Genomic DNA, 17,870 nt, shown 5'->3' on the forward strand with positions numbered 1-17,870 from the left:
CGACAGTCCGGTATGTGGACCCGGATGACCGCTCAGCTTTGCCTAAGGGGTGGTTGTTTGGGGAGAGTTGACCGGGGCGGGATGGACGCATGGCGTACTTCCGCCATACGCCACGCCGGTGATGCACCCCTATGAGGGGACATGCCGGGCGGAGGGTGCGCGCGACTCCGTCCATCCGGGTGTCTTTCGTACGCGGGACGTGGCGGGGCGCTTCCGGGTGGTGACCGTGACCTACCGTCAGGTGCTCGTGGAGCGACCGTTCCCTGGGGGCGACGACCGTCCCCGTGGTGCGGACGAAGCCCGCCTACCCCGGAAGGTGAACGCGGAGTGACCGTCCCCGGGCCGTTCGGACAGGGCTCCGTGGACGCGCAGGGTGCGCCGAGATCCACGTACGGCGATCGGCGCCCGACGTTGCCGCCGCGTTAACGGGCAGGTCACCACCGGTGCCAACGATCCATGGTGAGCGGGGCGTTCGATCCGGCCGCCCCGCGACCACAGCCGACGCGTTCGCACTCGGGGAGACCGCGCCATGTCGCGCACACGCTCTGTCGCCGCCGTACCCGCACTCAACCGCCGCACCCTGCTGGCCGCCACCGGAGCCCTGTCGCTCTCCGCCGGTGTCGGTCTGGCGCTGCGCCCGGAGTCCCCGGCGCACGCCGCCACCCCCGGCCCGGAGACCGCGGCCGACGCCGTGGCCGCCTCGCGGGCCCGGTCGGCGGCGGTGACCCCGCTCGCCCCTCCCGCACCCGCCCCCTACACCCGCGGAACCACGGTGCACGGCGTGGCCGCCCCGCGATCCGGCACCTCCGGGTACCGCCGGCTCGGCGACGGCGCCGGCTGGAAGCGGGTGGTCCGGGACGAACTGGCCGCCGGACGCAAGGGCCGCGCCGACCGGCGCACCGCGCTCGCCTCGTTCGTGCAGCTCACCGACCTGCACCTGACCGATGCCCAGCATCCGCTGCGCCTGGAGTTCCTGCGCGCGCAGAACACCAGCGCCTGGCGCCCGCAGGAGACCCTGACCGTCGCGGGGGCCGTCTCCCTCGTGGAGCGTGTCAACTCCCTGCGGGGAGCCCCCGTCACCGGCTCCCCGCTGCACTTCGTCATGACCACCGGCGACAACACCGACAACAACTCCCGGACCGAGCTGGAGTGGTTCCTCACGGTCATGAGCGGGGGCCGCATCCGCCCCAACAGCGGTGACCCGCGGCACTACGAGGGCGTCCAGTCCAGCGGCCTACCCACCTACTGGCAGCCCGACGCGGCGCTGCGCGACGCGGACAAGCAGCGCGGCTTCCCCCGCATCGAGGGCTTCCTCGCGGCGGCGATCCGCGAACTGCGCAGTCCGGGCCTGCGCCTGCCCTGGTACTCCACCGTCGGCAACCACGACGCGCTCCCCATGGGCTGCTACGCGACGCGGGGCGACTCCTACCTCACCGAGTTCGCCGTCGGCGGCAGGAAGCTGATGTCGGCGAGCGCCGCCGAGACCGCAGCCCTCGCCCGGAGTCTCAAGAAGGGCACCAGCCCGAGGGGCAAGGAGGTCCACGACCTGCTCAAGGCCCACACCCGGCAGATGCGTCCGGTCACCCCGGACGAGAACCGCGCCCCCTTCACGCCCGCCGAGTACCTCCGGGCGCACCTCGACCCGGCCCACACCGGACCGGGGCCGGTCGGCCACGGCTACTCCTCCGCGAACCTCGCGGCGGGCACGCAGTACTACACGTTCCGGATCGCCGAGGACGTCATCGGCGTCAGCCTCGACACCACCGACCCGGGCGGCCACTACGAGGGGTCCCTCGGCACCGCCCAACTGCGCTGGCTGGAGCGGACCCTGCGCGAGAACCGGGACGCGTACGTCGTCGTCTTCAGCCACCACACCAGCAGGACCATGCGCAACACCCACAGCGACCCGGGCCGCCCGTCGGAGAAGCGGCACGGCGGTGACGAGGTCGTCGCGCTGCTGTCCCGCTTCGCCAACGTGCTGGCCTGGGTGAACGGCCACACCCACAAGAACGAGATCGTCCCGCACGCCGCCGCGGGCAACCGTTCCTTCTGGGAGATCTCCACCGCCTCGCACGTCGACTTCCCCCAACTGGCCCGAGTCGTGGAGCTGGTGGACAACAAGGACGGCACCCTCTCGGTGTTCACCACCCTGGTGGAGTCCGCGGCCCCGCACGCCACCGACTTCGCCGACCTCAGCCAGACGGGACTCGCGGCGCTCTACCGCGAGATCTCCTTCAACACACCCGGCGCCCGCACCGACCTCGCCGGCGCCGCCCGCGACCGCAACACGGAGCTGCTGCTGAAGAAGGGCTGACGGCGGCCCCGCGGGGGATCACCGCTCGGCCTCAGCCGGCCGTGAACGTCACCTCCGCGGTGCCGACCGTGGCCGCCCGCCGGCCCGGGGCGTCCTGCCACTGCCAGTACAGGTTCGTGTGCGCGACGACCTCCGCGGGGGAGGGGGCACCGTAGGCGGTGAGGTCCTCCGTGGTGTGCGCGTCGCCGACCAGCGTGACGTCGTACCCGCGGGTGAACGCTCCGTGCAGGGTGGAACGGACGCAGGCGTCCGTCTGGGCACCGGTGACCACCAGGTGCCCGACGGCCCGCTCGGCGAGCAGGTCCTCCAGGCCGGTGGCCTCGAAGGCGTCGCCGTAGTTCTTGTGGACGAGCGGCTCGGTCTCCGCGCGGACCAGCTCCGGCACGTACCGCCAGGCCTCGCTGCCCTCCTTCATCCCGTCGTCCGAGTGCTGCACCCAGACCACCGGCACCTTCTCGGCGCGGGCCCGGGCGACCAGGGTGTTGATGTTCTGGATCACGGTCGAGCGATTGTGCGCGGAGTCGACTGCTCCGTGCTGCATGTCGACCACCAGCAGGGCGGTGTTCGGGCGGCCGGGCAGGGTCGTCATCGGGTTCTCCCGTCTGGCGTCCCGCCGCTCGCGGCACGGGCGCCGGTCCATGGACGCGCTGTCCGACCCACAGTAGAGCGACCCACCGACAACGCCGCCGGAACACCGCGGGACGGCCCGCGGGACGGGCCGCGGGAAGGGGCCCGACTGCGGGCGGGGGCCCCTTCCCTCCCCTCCTGCCGCAGCCCCGGTCCGTCACTACCGGGGCAGGACCACGACATGCGCCGCCGGTTCCCGGTCGGCCGCCGCCATCAGCGCGGTCCTGACGACCGCGGCCTGCTGGTCCACCGCCTCACGGAGCTTCGCCGGCGTGATGTGGACGACCGTGATCCCGAGCCGCTCCAGCACCTCCCGCTTGCGGGCGTACTCCGACCACAGCGCGTCCTCGTCCCGCCGCCCGGCCCGCGTGTCCAGCTCGACCGCCACCGCCTGCTCGGGCCAGTACGCGTCCAGGCCGCCGATGTGCGGGCCGCCCGGCAGCCGCAGGTCGACGTTCCACACCGGGTCGGGCAGCCCGTGGTCGCCGACCATCCGGTACAGCCGGTCCTCGGCGAGCGCGCGGCCCTGCGCCAGCAGCGTGTCCACGGCGTCCGCCACGTGCGGCCTGCCCAGCAGCCGGGCCGCCGTCAGCGCCCCCACCACGGCGGACGGTTCGCAGTGCCCGGCGCGCACCGCCTCCGTCAGCAGCCGGCGGACGGTGTCGGCGTCGTCGAGTTCCGCCACCGCGTCGGCCAGCGCCCGGGACACCGGGGCGACCGGGACGCCCGTCACGAACGCGGGAGCCGGCAGGACGGGCGTCCGCACGACGCGGACGCAGCCCGTCGACCGCAGCCGTCGCAGCCGGGGCACGAGCACGTCGATCGTTTCGAGGCCGTGGAGCGACGGCGCCGTGGCGAACCCGTGCAGCGCGAGCGCGGCAAGCCCGGTGACCAGCACGTCCGTGAACGGCTGCGGGGCGTGCGGCTCTCCGGCGCCCGGCTGGGAGGGGATGGAGTCCGCCGGTCGCGGGGCGGGGGAGCGGGCGGTGTAGAGCAGCGCGGCGTGCAGCCGCTCCTCGGCGGTGGCCGGGCCGGAGTGCAGCAGGACCACACCCGGGAGGATCTGCCGCCAGTCCCCGCCCGCCCGGCACCGCTCGTTGGTCTCGGCGGCGGTCACGCCGCGGCTGCGCAGCTGAGCCGTGGTCAGGACCCGCCGCCGCACGGGGGACAGGTGGCGGAGGGGGAGCGAGGGGAGCGGGGTGTCGTGGTTCATGACCCGGAATCTCCCGCCCGGAGGCCGCCCGCTAACCGCTGTTACACGCTCGTCGGCGAATCGGGACAACCCCGCCCTAAAGTACGGGCGTTCGAGTGCCGAAAGGCGCAGGTCCCGGCGGGTGTTCATCGGGGTTATGGCTCTGCATACCTGCATTTGGTAACCAGTGCGCCCGTCCGATGAAGTCACCGCGGCGCGCGGCGCGCGGCGCACGGCGGACGGTGGACGGCGCCCGCGCCGAGCGGCGCCCGGAACGGGCGAGGGCACCGGACGCGCGACGCGCCGGTGCCCTCGCCGTGGATGTCCCCCGGTCGGGGTCAGCCCGCCGCGGCGGTGTCGCAGGCCTGCCCCCGCAGCGCCCGCGCGAGGTCGTCCCGCGACTCCAGCACCAGTCGGCGCAGCGCCGGGGCCGCGTCCTCGTGCGCCGCGAGCCACGCGTCCGCGGCCTCCAGGGTCTGCGGGGAGTCCTGGAGCCCCGGGAACAGACCGCTGACCACGTCCATGCCGATCTGGATGGACCGCTGCGACCAGACCCGCTCGATGGCGGCGAAGTACGCGGCGGTGTACGGCGCGAGCAGCTCCCGCCCGGACGGCTGGGCGAAACCGGAGATGGTCGCCTCGACCAGGGCGTTCGACAGGGCGTCCGACTCCACGACCGCCGCCCATGCCTGCGCCTTGACCGCCGCCGACGGGCGGGCGGCCAGGCAGCGCACCTGGTGCCGCTTGCCCGACGCGGTGTCGTCACGGGACAGCTCCTCGGCGATCACCGACTCGTCGGCGACGCCGTGCGCGGCCAGCGGCTCCAGGAACGCCCACCGCAGTTCCTGGTCGACGTCCAGCCCGTCGATCTTCGCGGTCCCCTCCAGCAGGCCCCGCAGCAACTGCAGATCGGCCTCGTCCGACGCGACACGGGCGAAGAAGCGCGCCCAGGCGAGCTGGTGCTGGCCGCCCGGCTCGGCGCGCCGCAGCTCCCCCAGCGCGCCCTCGGCGAGCAGCCGGGCGCCCTCGGCGCGCCAGTCGGGCGCCACGTAGTGGACGAGCGCCGAGTGCGCCCAGCCGTGCAGCGTCTGGAGGACGCCGATGTCGGACTCGCGCCCGGCGAAGCGCAGCACCAGCGCGACGAAGTCCCGGGCCGGCATCAGCGCGTCCCGCGTCAGGTTCCACAGCGCCGACCAGCACAGGGCCCGCGCGAGCGGGTCGGTGATCTCGCCGAGCGCCTCCCGCAGCGTGGCCAGCGAGCCCTCGTCGAAGCGGATCTTGCAGTAGGTGAGGTCGTCGTCGTTGACCAGCACCAGGTCCGGCGCCTCGGCGCCCGCCAGCTCCGCGACGACCGTGCGCGGACCGTCGACGTCCACCTCGGCGCGGGCGTAGCGGACGAGCGAGCCCGTTCCGCCCTCGCGCAGCGACTCACGCCGGTAGAGGCCCACGGCCACGCGGTGCGGGCGCAGTTCGGGGTGGGACTCGGCGGCCTCCTGGAGCACCGCCAGGTCGGCGATCCGGCCCTCGGCGCTCAGCACCACCTGCGGGGTCAGGGAGTTGACGCCCGCCGTCTGGAGCCAGGAGCGCGCCCAGGCCGCCATGTCCCGCCCGCCGGTCTCCGCCAGCACCGCCAGCAGGTCGCCGAGGCGGGTGTTGCCGTAGGCGTTGCGCTTGAAGTAGCGGCGGGCGCCCTCCAGGAAGGCGTCCTGGCCCACGTACGCCACGAGCTGCTTGAGGACGGAGGCGCCCTTGGCGTAGGTGATGCCGTCGAAGTTGAGCTTGGCGTCCTGGAGGTCGCGGATGTCGGCGGTGATCGGGTGGGTGGAGGGCAGCTGGTCGGCGCGGTAGGCCCAGGCCTTGCGGCGGTTGGCGAAGGTGATCCAGGCGTCGGTGAAGCGGGTCGCGCCCACGTTCGCGAACGTGCCCATGAAGTCGGCGAAGGACTCCTTCAGCCACAGGTCGTCCCACCACACCATGGTGACGAGGTCGCCGAACCACATGTGCGCCATCTCGTGCAGGATGACGTTGGCCCGCGCCTCGTAGGACGCCTGCGTGACGTTGCCGCGGAAGATGTACTCCTCGCGGAAGGTGACCATCCCCGGGTTCTCCATCGCGCCGAGGTTGTACTCGGGCACGAACGCCTGGTCGTACTTGCCGAAGGGGTACGGGTAGTCGAAGTGGTCGTGGAAGAAGTCCAGGCCCTGCTTGGTGACCAGGAAGACGTCCTCGGGGTCGAAGTGCGGGGCCAGTCCCTTGCGGCACATCGCGCCGAGCGGGATGTCCAGCGTCGTGCCGTCGTCGAGGGTGCGCGTGTAGGAGTCCGTCACGTGGTGGTACGGGCCCGCGACGACAGCCGTGATGTACGTCGAGATCGGTTTGGTCTCCGCGAACCGCCATACGCCGTCGACGAGTTCACCCGTGCCGTTGCTCCACGCGGTCCACTCCTCGGGCGCCCGCACCGCGAACCGGAACGGCGCCTTGAGGTCGGGCTGCTCGAAGTTCGCGAAGACGCGCCGGGCGTCGGCCGGCTCGTACTGCGTGTAGAGGTAGACCTCGCCGTCCTCGGGGTCGACGAAGCGGTGCATGCCCTCACCGGTACGGGAGTAGGCGCACTGCGCGTCCACCACGAGTTCGTTCTCCGCGGCGAGGTCGTCGAGCCGGATGCGCACCCCGTCGAACACCTCGCCGGGGTCGAGGTCCCGGCCGTTGAGGGAGAGGGCCGTCACGCTCGGCGCGATCAGGTCGGCGAAGCTCGCGGCGCCCGGCTCGGCGCAGCGGAAGCGGAGCGTGGTGACCGAGCGGAAGGTGCGGGGAGCGCCGTCCGTGCCGCCGGAATCCGCCTCGCCGACGGCCGAGCGCAGGTCGAGGAAGACGTCGTAGCCGTCGACGGACAGCAGCGCCGCCCGCTCCTGGGCCTCGTCGCGGGACAGGTTCTCACCGGGCACGGCTGTACTCCCTCAGGGCGTCGTCGACATGGGTGACCGGCACCGATCCTGCCATGTGCCCGGTCGCCGGTGAGCGCGGCGCAGACGTCCCCCGCGGCGGGCACCCGCCGCCGGGGACGTGCGCGGGAGCGGCGAGGTGGGGTCGCCGGGGGGACGGGGCGTGCGGGAATGGTGCCGGGGCGCCGGGTTGTTGAGAGCGCAAAGACCACGTTCCGAGGAGAGACATGTCCGAGCAGACCGCTCAGTCCGGTTCCGGCAAGACCCCCGTCGACTTCTGGTTCGACCCGCTGTGTCCCTGGGCCTGGATGACCTCGCGGTGGGTGCTGGAGGTCGAGAAGGTACGTGACATCGAGGTGCGCTGGCACATCATGAGCCTCGCCGTCCTGAACGAGCCCAAGCTGGACGAGCTTCCCGACGAGTACCGCGAGATGCTCGAAAGCACCGCGTGGCAGCCGATCCGGGTCGTCACCGCGGCCTGGCAGAAGCACGGCGACGACGTCCTGGGCCCGCTCTACACCGCGCTCGGCACCCGCATCCACAACGAGGGGGCGGGCCCGACCCGGGAGGCCATGGTGGCGGCCCTCGACGAGGTCGGGCTGCCCGCCGACCTGATCGAGTACGCCGAGCAGGACGACTTCGAGTTCGACGCCGAGCTGCGCGCCTCCCACAAGGAGGGCATCGAGAAGGTGGGCCAGGACGTCGGCACCCCCGTCATCGCCGTGCCCGGCGCGGACGGCGAGCAGATAGCGTTCTTCGGCCCGGTCGTCACCCCCGCCCCGCGGGGCGAGGAGGCCGCGCGGCTGTGGGACGGCACGCTGCTCGTCGCCTCGGTTCCGGGCTTCTACGAGCTGAAGCGTTCCCGCACCGTGGGACCGGACTTCGGCAACCTGTAGGGCGACCGGGGCAGCGGCCCCGCCCGGCCCGGCGGCCCGTCCGCCGGGCCGGTCTCCCGGGGTCCGGCGTCCGCCGGGCCCCGGCGCTATCCCGCGGCCAGTGCTTCGGGGAAGTCGCCGCCCTCGCGCCAGTTGCTCCAGCGCTGGAAGCGGCGGCAACCGGTGCGCGTGCAGCGGTGGTAGGCGCCCGGGTCGGCCACCTCCAGGATGCGGCGCACGTGCGCCTCCTCGTCCCGGGTCAGCTTGCGGAACCGCCGGAGCGGACCTCCGCAGTTCGGGCAGCGCACGTCCACGGCGGTACCTCCGTGTCGAACGGATGAGGCGGAACGGGCCCGGCCCGAGGCGTCCGGTGCCGGACGCCGGGAGCGAGAGCGTACGCGCTCCCGGAGCGCTGCGGGGGCGGCCCGGACCGTTCCGCGGTGACGCGCCGGCTGCCCCGGGCGCCGTCCGCGCAGCGTGTGCCACCCCTCCTCCGGGGCCTGGACGCGCCCTGGCCCGGGCTCCGGCCGCGCGTGTCCCGGCGGCAGGGGAGAGCCCCCGCGCGTCACGTCCGCGCGGGGGCTCCCCTTTCTCCGCCTGCCGCGTGAAGGGTGAGAAGACGATCACGAGCAGGACGCCTCGTCCGCACGGGGACGTCCGGGCGCGGACGGACGGAGGCACCCGGACCCCTTATTGCGAAGAAGTCGCAACTGCACGCTAGCAGCAAGACGGCGGTCGTGGGGGCGCCGGGAGGACGACGGACGTGTCGCCGGACGCAGCCGGTCGGCGGCCGGGTACGCCGACGGGCCCCCGCGCGGTGTCGTTCCGCGTACGGGGGCCCGTCCCTCGGGGCGCTGCGGCGCGCCGGTCGCGCCGGAGCCCGGTCAGGCGCGAGCGCGCGCCCGCTGCCGGAGGAGGCCGGCCGCGGCCAGGAGCAGCGTCATGCCGCCGGTCGACCACAGCTGCGTGCGGGTGTCCGGCTCCCGGGCCATCAGGACCAGGACCGCCACCATGGCGGCCAGCGCGACCCAGGTCAGCACGGGAAACGCCCACATCCGCACGACCGGCGTCTGCCGGGCGCGCTCCAGGCGGCGGCGCAGCAGCAGTTGGGAGACCGCGATGAACATCCAGACGACCAGGATCACCGCACCGATCATGTTCAGCAGCCACGGGAAGACGTCGTCCGGGCGCCAGTAGCTGAGCACCACGCAGGCGAAGCCGAAGACGCAGGAGACGAGGACGGCGACCCGCGGTACGCCCGCCGAGACCCTGCCGAGCACCTTCGGGCCCTGGCCGCGCCGGACCAGGGAGTAGGCGATGCGCGAGGAGCCGTAGATGTTGGCGTTCATCGCCGACAGCAGCGCGACGAGGATGACCACGTTCATCAGCTGCCCGGCGCCCGGGATGCCGAGCTGTTCGAGCGTGGCGACGTACGGGCCGCGGGCCACGACCGCCTCGGAGTCCCACGGCACGAGCGTCACGATGACGGCCATCGAGCCGACGTAGAACAGCCCGATGCGCCACATCGCGGTGCGGACCGCGCTCGCGACGCCCTTGACCGGGTCCGGGGACTCGGCCGCCGCGATGGTCACGGTCTCCAGGCCGCCGTACGCGAACACCGAGGCCAGCAGGCCGACGACGAGCCCCTCGCCTCCGTTGGGCAGGAGGCCCCCGCGACCCGTGAGGTTCGCGGTGCCGGGCGCGTCCGCACCCGGCAGGACGCCGGCCACGGCCAGCACGCCGAGCACCAGGAACAGCACGATGGCGCCGACCTTGAGCGCGGCGAACCAGAACTCGAACTCGCCGAAGTTCTTCACCGCGGCCAGGTTGGCGGAGCAGAAGACCACCATGAACAGGGCCACCCACGCCCACTCGGGGGTGCCCGGCAGCCAGCCGGTGACGATGTGCGCCGCCCCGATGCCCTCCAGGCCGACGGCCGTGCACAGCAGCACCCAGAAGGCCCAGCCGGCCGTGAAGCCCGCCCAGGGTCCGATCGCCCGCTCGGCGTGCGCCGAGAACGAGCCGGACGAGGGGTGGGCGGCCGACATCTCGCCGAGCATGCGCATCACCAGCATGACGAGCAGGCCGGAGGCGGCGTAGGCGATCACGATGGACGGTCCGGCGGCGGCGATGCCGGCACCGGAGCCGACGAACAGTCCGGCGCCGATGACACCGCCGAGGGCGATCATCGACAGGTGGCGCTGCTTCAGGCCGTGGGACAGGGACGCCTCGGCGCCGGGCGGGGCGGACGGGGTGTCGAGAGTGCTGCGGGACATGAGAGCGGGGTCCCTTACGTGCGGGTGCGGGCGAGCAAAACGCCGCCAGTCTGGGCATTCCCGCACGCCGGAGGGCCGCACCGCCCACCATGCGGACGGGTCGGCCACGGAGGGTGACCGGTCGGCGACGCTCGGACCGGGGCGCGGGCCGCCGCAGGCGCCCGGCACCGCGTCGCGCGTGCCCGCTCCACCCGCCGGGCGGGCCGATCCGGACCGGCCCGCCCGGCGGAGCGGCCGGCGTGCCCGATTCCGGCCGCCCGTCATCTTCCGGTCACCCGCCATCCTCGGGGCTGCCCGCTGCCCGCCGCCCTCGGGCTGCCTGCTGCCCGCCACTTTCAGGCCGCCCGCCGCCCACCCTCCGGTCGGCCAGGTGCCCGTCGTGCCCCGCGCGGCGAGGCCCCCGTCGTGCTCCGCGCGGCCAGGTTCCCGTCGTGCTCCGCGCGGCGAGGTGTCCGTCGTGCTGCGCGCGGGCAGGGGCTACCGGCTCGCCGGGGCGGCGGCGCCGGGGCGGGTGCCACCTCGTCGCCGGGCTCTGCGGGCACCTGCATGCTGCGAGCGCCGGGTTTGGCGACTCCCGACAGTCGCCCGCCGCGCCCGAGGGCGGCGCACACCACGTCCTCGCAGTGACCAGCGTCACCTTCGTGCGGGTGTCCCCGGCCGTCTTTGTGGAGAGCCCACCAAACGGCCGAACCGCCCTTTGTCGAGCGCTGACGGTGATCACTTCCCGGCCGCTGGGATAGCGTCGCCGTGTCCCGACCTGTCCCCCCGTAACTCCGCAGGAGTACGGGGGCATCCCCTTCGCCGGAGTCCCCATGAGCACCGCTGCCGCCACGTCCTCCCGACCCGGCGAAGTCCTCGCCGACCTCCTCCCCGCCTCCCGGGTCCGCGACGTCGCCCTCGTGATCGGCGGCGCCGCCCTCACCGGCCTCGCCGCCCAGATCTCCCTGCCCGTCCCCGGGTCCCCGGTGCCGGTGACCGGCCAGACCTTCGCGGCGCTGCTCGTCGGCACGGCGCTCGGCGCGCGCCGCGGCTTCCTCTCCCTCGCCGTGTACGCGCTGGTGGGCATGGCCGGCGTCCCGTGGTTCGCGGGCGGCGGCTCGGGTGCCGCCGCGCCCTCCTTCGGCTACGTCCTCGGCATGCTGCTCGCGTCGACCGTCGTCGGGGCCCTCGCCCGTCGCGGCGCCGACCGCTCCGTGCTCCGGACGGCGGGCACGATGCTGGTCGGCGAGGCGATCATCTACGCGGTGGGTGTCCCCTACCTGGCTCTGGCCACCGGCATGTCGGCGAGCGCGGCGATCGCCGCGGGCCTCACGCCGTTCCTGATCGGCGACGCCCTCAAGGCCGCCCTGGCCATGGGCGTTCTGCCCACGGCGTGGAAGCTCGCCGACAAGAAGTGACCTGCGGTCCGTGACATCGAACGGACCTTGTGCCGAGCGGATGTGACATCCGGTGAAGAGGCTCGCCGGGCGGGGGACACCCCGCCCGGCGAGCCTCTTCGCGTGTCTCACCCGATGCCGCGTCCGGCGTTCACGCCTGCGCGCGCGGCCTGCGGCGGACCCACCACAGACCGGCCGCCCCGGCCGAGACCAGGGCCGCGCCGGCGGCCCCGAACGGCAGCACCGAACCGCTCGGGCCGGTCTTCGGCAGCGCGTCCCCGCCCGGTGCCACCGGCTTGTTGTCGGTGCCGAGGAGCAGAGGGGTGGCCGGCGCGTTCGGCGAGGGGTTCGTGGTGCCGAAGGGGACGGGGCCCTGCTGCCAGTACGTCGTGCGGCCGTCGCCGGTCTGCACCGGAAGGCAGATCTTTCCTTCCTTTCCGAGATCGAACGTGGCGTCGACGGCGTACGATTTCGAGCCGCCCGCGGTCAGATTTCCCACGGAGCAGACGAAACCGCTGTTCGAACCCTTCGGGAGATCCTTTTCCCCCATCTTCGTGCAGCCCTTCACGCTTTTGACCGTCAGTCCGTCGAAACCGACCACCAAAAGCCTGATGTCGCCGCTTTCCTTTGTTCCCTCGTTCTTCACCGTGGCGGTCAGCGCCGTCTTGCGCGTACTGTTGTCGACCGAGATTTTCGACGGCAGCAGCGTGGTCACCCGAACACCCGCCGGTGCCTTGTCCATCGCCTTGCCGCCCCTGCCGCTGGCCGGCCCCTGGTCGTCCGCGACGGCGGTGTGGGAAAGGATCACCACGGCGGAGAAACAGGCCGTGAGCAGTGATCCGGTCATGGTCGTCCGATAGCGAGAACGCATGTTCGCCCCCCTTGGCTGCGCCTGAATTCGCAGTACTTGAAGAGGTACCACAAGATTTCTCCGCACTATGCTGATACGGACTGAAGTGTGACCGTTGTGTTTCCGCCGTGACGAGCGAATGGTGCTGATGTCGAGGGGGTGGGGGGATTGTCGGCGAACGCACAGGGTGGCGTTCCGGGATTACTGGTGTCGGGACGTTATCGATTGGCCGAGAGTATCGGGCAGGGGGGAATGGGGCGGGTGTGGCGAGCCGCCGACGACATGCTCGGCCGGAAGGTCGCCGTGAAGGAGATGCGGATCGACGGACTCGATCCCGAGGACACCCGCACGCGCCGGGAGCGCACCCTGCGCGAGGCGCGGGCCACGGCCCGGATCGACCATCCCGGAGTGGTCCGCATCTACGACGTCGTGGACGCCGGGGAGCGCCTGTGGATCGTGATGGAACTCGTCGCCGGCCGTTCGCTCGAACGGATCGTCGCGGAGGACGGCCCGCTGGACGCGCGGGAGGCGGCCCGGGTCGGTCTCGAACTGGTCGGCGCCCTGCGGGAGGTGCACGCCGGGGGAGTGCTGCACCGGGACATCAAGCCGGGCAACGTCCTGGTCGAACGATCCGGACGGCGCCGGGTGGTCCTCACCGACTTCGGCATCGCCGCGCTCCAGGACGCCGAGGCGCTCACGATGGCGGGCATGCTCGTCGGCTCGCCCGACTACATGGCCCCCGAGCGGATCTCCGGTCGTCCGCAGGGCCCGCCGTCCGACCTCTGGTCGCTCGGCGCGACCCTGTGCGCGGCGCTCGGCGGACGCTCCCCGTTCTCCCGCGCCACGACGTACGCCACGCTGCACGCGGTCCTCTACGAGGAACCCGAACTCCCGCCGATGGCAGGCACGTTGCGGGGCGTCCTGGCCGCCCTGCTGGAGAAGGAGCCGGACGCCCGGCCCGGCCTCGGGGAACTGGAGTCGGCCCTCGCCGGGATCGCCCGCCCGCCCGGCGGGGAGGCGCCCGGCGGGCGGGCGCCGTCACCGGACCCCGCGGGGACACCGGCGTCGCCGGCCCGTCCGGCGCCCGCGTACGAGCCCACGGTCACCTCGCTCCCGGTGTCCCCGGCACCGCGCCCGGTGGACGCGTCCGCCCCGACCCGGGACGCCACCGCCCAGCCCGCTCCGCCGGCCGTCGGCACCCCCGCGGGCGCCCCGCCGCAGGAGGCGGACCCCGGCCGGGAGCGGACCGGCCGGGCGGGTGGCTCCGGCGGGGAGGGCACCGGCCCGACCGGCCCTTCGGACACGGAGGCCGCCGCCACCCGCCCTCCCGACCCCGCACGAGCGTCCGCCCCCCGCCCGGGCGCCCCCCACCCGGCGACCGAGCCCGGCGATACCCGGCTCGGGGAGTCTCTGCCGGAGGAGTCCCTGCCCGCTGGTTCCCGGCTCGGTGAGTCCTCGTCGAGGGAGGGACTGCCCGGCGAATCCCAGCCGGGTCAGTCCTTGTCGGGGGAGGGCCTGCCCGGCACGTCACGGCTCGGGGAGTGCCCGTCCGGCGACTCCCCGTCCGGCGACTCCCCGTCCGGCGACTCCCCGTCCGGCGAGTTCCTGCCCGGCGAGTCCCTGCCCGGCGAACCCCTGCCCGGCGAACCCCTGTCCGGGGAGAGCCGCTCGGGCGAGCACCGGTCGGGCGCGGCTCCGTCCCCGGCGCGCCGGCCCGGCGGTCATCGGTCCGGGGTGCCGGCGATGGACGACGGCTCGGCTCCCGGGCCCGTACCTCTGGGCGTTCCGGCGCCCGGACCGGCGCCCGCGAGCGACCCCCGCTCCGCCGGGCGGACCCCCGCGTCGACTCCTCCGCCCGACCCCGACCTCGACCCCGCCCCCGGCACCGGGAGCGGGTCGGTGCGGGAGCCCGTCCCGCGCCGACCACCCCTGCCGTCGGCGCCGTTGGGGACACCGCCCGAGAGCCCGGCCCGCTCCGACGGCCCGCCTGCTGCCGGAGTTCCGGGTGCCTCCGACGGTCCGGCCGTCTCCGATGGGTCGGGGCTCTCCGGCGTTCCGGCTTCTTCCGGCGGTTCGGTGTCTTCCGGGGGTCCGCCGGCGCATGGCGGTCAGGCGGACTCCGGCGCTCCGGCCCTGTCCGGAGGCCCGGCCCGCTTCGACGGACCTGCTCCCCGCGGTGATTCGGCCTCCTCCGCTGCCCCAACTCCCGTGGACGGGCGGCCTGATCCCTGCGACCCGCCGTCCTCCGGCGGTCTCGCGCCGCTCGGTCTCCCGGTCGCTTCCGTCGTGCCGGGACCCTCCGTGGCGGACGCGCCGAACGACCCCGGGCAGGGACCCGGGCCGGAGGGGGCGCGGGCCGACGCCGTTCCGGAGCCCGAGGACGCTCCCGAAGCGGCGCCCCCTCTCCCGGCCGTCGCACGCGAGCAGCCCCGGACCCCCGCACCGGACCGGCACCCGCCGGTTCGGCGCCCCGACCCGCCGCGCCCGACCGGGCCGCCCTCGGCTCCCGGCCCCACGCCCGCCCCCGAGGACTCCGTCCCGTCCGGCCCCGCGCCGTCCGCGTCCGCGCCGGAAGCCGCCGTCGCACCGGCGTCGGAGGGCGCACCCGACCGCAGGGCCGCCGAGCCCGGCGGGCCGCCGGTACCGGGAGAGGGGCCGGAGCCCGCCCCCGCCGAAACGCCCACGCGCGCCCTGCTGGACACCCGGCACCCGGTCCGGGAGCCCGGGCCGCCCTTCACGGCCAACGCGTCCACCGAGGCCCCCTCCGCCCCGCACGGAGAGCCCCGTTCGGAGATCGCCTCCCCGCCGCCCACCGCACCGGTGTCCGTGCCGCGGGAGGGCGGCGCACCCGCGGCGGTCCGGTCCGGGACCCCGTCCCGTGCCCGGCGCCGGGGAGGCGGCGGGGCGGAGGCGGTTGGCGAGCCGGGCGGCGCTCCCCCGGAGGGCCGGGGCCGCCGGCGCCGGGTCGCCCTGGCCGTGGTCTGCGTGCTCGTCGCGGGGGCGGTCGCCGCCGGCGCCGTCGCCCTGTCGGGCGGCGATGCCCCCGACGCCGGGAGCGCGATCTCGACCGGCGGGGCGGCCACCGCCACGTCGGCGGGCGGCAGTTCCGGGTCCGCCCGGCCCACCGTCGAGGGCACCTCGCGCCCGCCGAGCCTGCCGCCCGGCGCCCGCCGGGAGGCAGGCGGGTACGCCTGGGTCCCGCCCGAGGGGTGGCGGCGCGATCTGCAGACGGGCGCGGAGGTGCACTACACCTCGCCGGACGCCACCCAGGAACTCGTGGCCAAATCGTCCCTGGCCAAAGGGGATCTGATGGACTCCTGGCGGACCTCGGAGCAGAACGCGCGGCAGGGCCGCGACTACCGCAAGATCCGGCTGGAGGAGACGACGTTCCGCGGGCGGCCCGCGGTCGCCTGGGAGTACACCTTCACGCTCAAGGGCGTGAGCTGGCACGCGCGGCTGCTCGGCTTCGACGCCGAGGGCACGTCGTACCAGATCAACACCTGGTACCACCAGGACCGCGAGGCGGCCGCCGTCGAGGTCTACGACACGGTGAAGAAGAGCTTCACCGTGCTCTGAGCCCGGACCCGGTCCGCATCGGCGCGGGCCGGTCGGGACCGTCACCGGAGGCGGGGAACGTGGGCGGCGCCGCGGTGGCCGGGCGAGGACCCGCGCAGACGAGTCCTGACGGAGAGGCGGGAGGCGCGGGAAAGACGAGAGAGACGGGGGAGGGGCCCGCGGAGTGCCGCGAGCCCCTCCCCCGTCAGGCCGGGAGGGCGGGTCAGGCGCCGACCTCGGCCTGCTCCTCGTCGCGGGCCGCGCCCGGGAGCGGGGCCGACGGGGAGGTTCCCGCACCGAGCTTCTGCCGGACGACGGCGATGACCAGCACGACCGCCGCGACGAGCAGGGACAGCAGCACGGTCGTCCGCCCGTCGTGCTCGGTGTCCGTCAGCATGTAGCCGAGGACGAACACGATCAGAGCGGCGGTCGCCCACGTCAGGTAGGGGTAGAGCCACATCTTCACGACGAGCTTCTCCGGCGCCTCGCGCTGGATGATCTTCCGCATGCGCAGCTGCGAGAAGCAGATGACGAGCCACACGAACAGGGCCACCGCACCGGAGGAGTTGACCAGGAACAGGAAGACCGAGTCCGGGAACTTGTAGTTGAAGAAGACGGCCACGAAGCCGAAGACCACCGAGACGACGATGGCCGCCATCGGCACACCGCGCCGCGTGGTGCGGGCGAACGCCCGCGGCGCGTCACCGCGCTGACCGAGCGAGAAGGCCATCCGGGAGGCCGTGTAGAGACCGGAGTTGAGGCAGGACAGCACCGAGGTCAGCACGATGACGTTCATGATCTGACCGGCGTGGGCGATGCCGAGCGAGTCCAGCGCGGCGACGTAGGAGCCCTTGTCCTTGATCGACGGGTCGCTCCACGGCACCAGGGTGATGACGACGAAGATCGAACCCAGGTAGAAGACGGCGATACGCCAGATGATGCTGTTCGTGGACTTGGTCACCGCGCGCTGCGGATCGGTGGACTCGCCGGCCGCGAGGGTCGCGATCTCACTGCCCATGAAGGAGAAGACGACCAGCAGCACGCCGGTGAGGATCGCGCCGGGACCGTGCGGCAGGAACCCGCCGTGCTCCGTCAGGTTGCCGAGCCCCGCCTTGTCCGTGTGGACGCCGGGCAGCACACCGAAGATCGCCAGGGCGCCGACCACGATGAACGCGCCGATCGCCACGACCTTGATCCCGGCGAACCAGAACTCGAACTCGCCGTAGGAGCCGACCGAGACCAGGTTGGTCGCGGTGAGCACGATCATCACGATGAGCGCCCAGCCCCACTGCGGCACGGCCGGGACCCATCCTTCGAGGATCGTGGCGCCGGCGGTCGCCTCGACGGCCAGCACCACCACCCAGAAGAACCAGTACAGCCAGCCGATGGAGAAGCCGGCCCAGCGGCCCAGCGCCCGGTCGGCGTGCGCGGAGAACGAGCCCGAGGTCGGGTTGGCGGCCGACATCTCGCCCAGCATCCGCATCACCAGCACCACGAGCGTGCCGACGAGCGCGTAGGAGAGAAGGATGCCGGGGCCGGTGGTGGCGATGCCGGTGCTGGACCCGACGAAGAGGCCGGCTCCGATGACGCCGCCGATGGCGATCATCGACAGATGACGGTTCTTGAGCCCGGCCTGGAGGCCGCCGCCGGGTTCTCCGGGGCCTCCGGAGGCCGGTGCGGCCTTCGTGGGGGTCGGCTGCGAGGTCATGAGGGGGAATTCCTTTGCGCCGGATGAGCAGATTCCCGTACCCGACGTCCACTCCGTACGAGCGGTGTACGGGGAACGCGTCGCTCCATCGTGTGGACCGGCGTACGAGTTGGTCCAGTGAAACGGAGGCAAAGGAATTCGTGAACCTTTGAATC

11 protein-coding genes are annotated in these 17,870 nt (G+C 73.7%); 4 read left to right on the forward strand and 7 right to left on the reverse strand.

Annotated features, from left to right (window positions below; all coding sequences use genetic code 11):
* Window positions 1–529: 529 nt before the first annotated feature.
* Entirely contained in the window at window positions 530–2,314 is a 1,785-nt protein-coding gene (locus tag ACGFS9_RS07995; RefSeq protein WP_393251486.1) for a TIGR03767 family metallophosphoesterase, read from the forward strand.
* 31 nt (window positions 2,315–2,345) lie between these two features.
* Here the strand turns inward: ACGFS9_RS07995 and ACGFS9_RS08000 are convergent, their stop codons facing one another.
* The 3 genes from ACGFS9_RS08000 to pepN form a co-directional block, all read right to left on the reverse strand.
* The gene (locus ACGFS9_RS08000; protein WP_393251487.1) at window positions 2,346–2,903 is read right to left on the reverse strand and encodes an isochorismatase family protein; all 558 of its coding nucleotides are present in this window, start codon (window positions 2,901–2,903) and stop codon (window positions 2,346–2,348) included.
* Between the two features lie 198 nt (window positions 2,904–3,101).
* The gene (locus tag ACGFS9_RS08005; protein ID WP_393251488.1) at window positions 3,102–4,154 is read right to left on the reverse strand and encodes a hypothetical protein; all 1,053 of its coding nucleotides are present in this window, start codon (window positions 4,152–4,154) and stop codon (window positions 3,102–3,104) included.
* A gap of 317 nt (window positions 4,155–4,471) precedes the next feature.
* On the reverse strand, window positions 4,472–7,078 hold the full coding sequence (pepN, locus tag ACGFS9_RS08010) for an aminopeptidase N (RefSeq protein WP_393251489.1): 2,607 nt from the start codon (window positions 7,076–7,078) through the stop codon (window positions 4,472–4,474).
* Window positions 7,079–7,302: 224 nt separating this feature from the next.
* Here pepN and ACGFS9_RS08015 point away from each other — a divergent pair, with 224 nt between their 5' ends.
* Entirely contained in the window at window positions 7,303–7,971 is a 669-nt protein-coding gene (locus tag ACGFS9_RS08015; RefSeq protein ID WP_393251490.1) for a DsbA family protein, read from the forward strand.
* 86 nt (window positions 7,972–8,057) lie between these two features.
* Here ACGFS9_RS08015 and ACGFS9_RS08020 read toward each other — a convergent pair whose 3' ends face one another.
* The gene (locus tag ACGFS9_RS08020) at window positions 8,058–8,264 is read right to left on the reverse strand and encodes a hypothetical protein (protein WP_393251491.1); all 207 of its coding nucleotides are present in this window, start codon (window positions 8,262–8,264) and stop codon (window positions 8,058–8,060) included.
* Window positions 8,265–8,834: 570 nt separating this feature from the next.
* A complete protein-coding gene (locus ACGFS9_RS08025) occupies window positions 8,835–10,226 on the reverse strand; it encodes an amino acid permease (protein ID WP_393251492.1) in 1,392 nt (463 codons plus the stop codon).
* Between the two features lie 812 nt (window positions 10,227–11,038).
* Here ACGFS9_RS08025 and ACGFS9_RS08030 point away from each other — a divergent pair.
* A complete protein-coding gene (locus tag ACGFS9_RS08030) occupies window positions 11,039–11,623 on the forward strand; it encodes a biotin transporter BioY (RefSeq protein WP_393251493.1) in 585 nt (194 codons plus the stop codon).
* A gap of 130 nt (window positions 11,624–11,753) precedes the next feature.
* Here the strand turns inward: ACGFS9_RS08030 and ACGFS9_RS08035 are convergent, their stop codons facing one another.
* Window positions 11,754–12,473, reverse strand: coding sequence for an LPXTG cell wall anchor domain-containing protein (locus ACGFS9_RS08035; protein WP_393251494.1), 720 nt, complete (start codon window positions 12,471–12,473; stop codon window positions 11,754–11,756).
* Between the two features lie 204 nt (window positions 12,474–12,677).
* Here ACGFS9_RS08035 and ACGFS9_RS08040 point away from each other — a divergent pair, with 204 nt between their 5' ends.
* A complete protein-coding gene (locus ACGFS9_RS08040; RefSeq protein ID WP_393251495.1) occupies window positions 12,678–16,028 on the forward strand; it encodes a protein kinase in 3,351 nt (1,116 codons plus the stop codon).
* Between the two features lie 202 nt (window positions 16,029–16,230).
* Here the strand turns inward: ACGFS9_RS08040 and ACGFS9_RS08045 are convergent, their stop codons facing one another.
* Complete coding sequence (locus ACGFS9_RS08045; protein ID WP_393251496.1) at window positions 16,231–17,715, reverse strand: amino acid permease; 1,485 nt, start codon at window positions 17,713–17,715, stop codon at window positions 16,231–16,233.
* Between the last annotated feature and the right edge of the window lie 155 nt (window positions 17,716–17,870).

It is taken from the genome of Streptomyces sp. NPDC048566 (assembly GCF_043199735.1).
Lineage (GTDB): Bacteria > Actinomycetota > Actinomycetes > Streptomycetales > Streptomycetaceae > Streptomyces.

Excerpts from the sequence above, each read along its gene's own strand:
- ACGFS9_RS07995 (WP_393251486.1), top strand. The coding sequence starts at position 530 with ATGTCGCGCACACGCTCTGTCGCCGCCGTACCCGCACTCAACCGCCGC.
- ACGFS9_RS08000 (WP_393251487.1), bottom strand. The coding sequence starts at position 2,903 with ATGACGACCCTGCCCGGCCGCCCGAACACCGCCCTGCTGGTGGTCGAC.
- ACGFS9_RS08005 (WP_393251488.1), bottom strand. The coding sequence starts at position 4,154 with ATGAACCACGACACCCCGCTCCCCTCGCTCCCCCTCCGCCACCTGTCC.
- ACGFS9_RS08015 (WP_393251490.1), top strand. The coding sequence starts at position 7,303 with ATGTCCGAGCAGACCGCTCAGTCCGGTTCCGGCAAGACCCCCGTCGAC.
- ACGFS9_RS08025 (WP_393251492.1), bottom strand. The coding sequence starts at position 10,226 with ATGTCCCGCAGCACTCTCGACACCCCGTCCGCCCCGCCCGGCGCCGAG.
- ACGFS9_RS08030 (WP_393251493.1), top strand. The coding sequence starts at position 11,039 with ATGAGCACCGCTGCCGCCACGTCCTCCCGACCCGGCGAAGTCCTCGCC.
- ACGFS9_RS08035 (WP_393251494.1), bottom strand. The coding sequence starts at position 12,473 with ATGCGTTCTCGCTATCGGACGACCATGACCGGATCACTGCTCACGGCC.
- ACGFS9_RS08045 (WP_393251496.1), bottom strand. The coding sequence starts at position 17,715 with ATGACCTCGCAGCCGACCCCCACGAAGGCCGCACCGGCCTCCGGAGGC.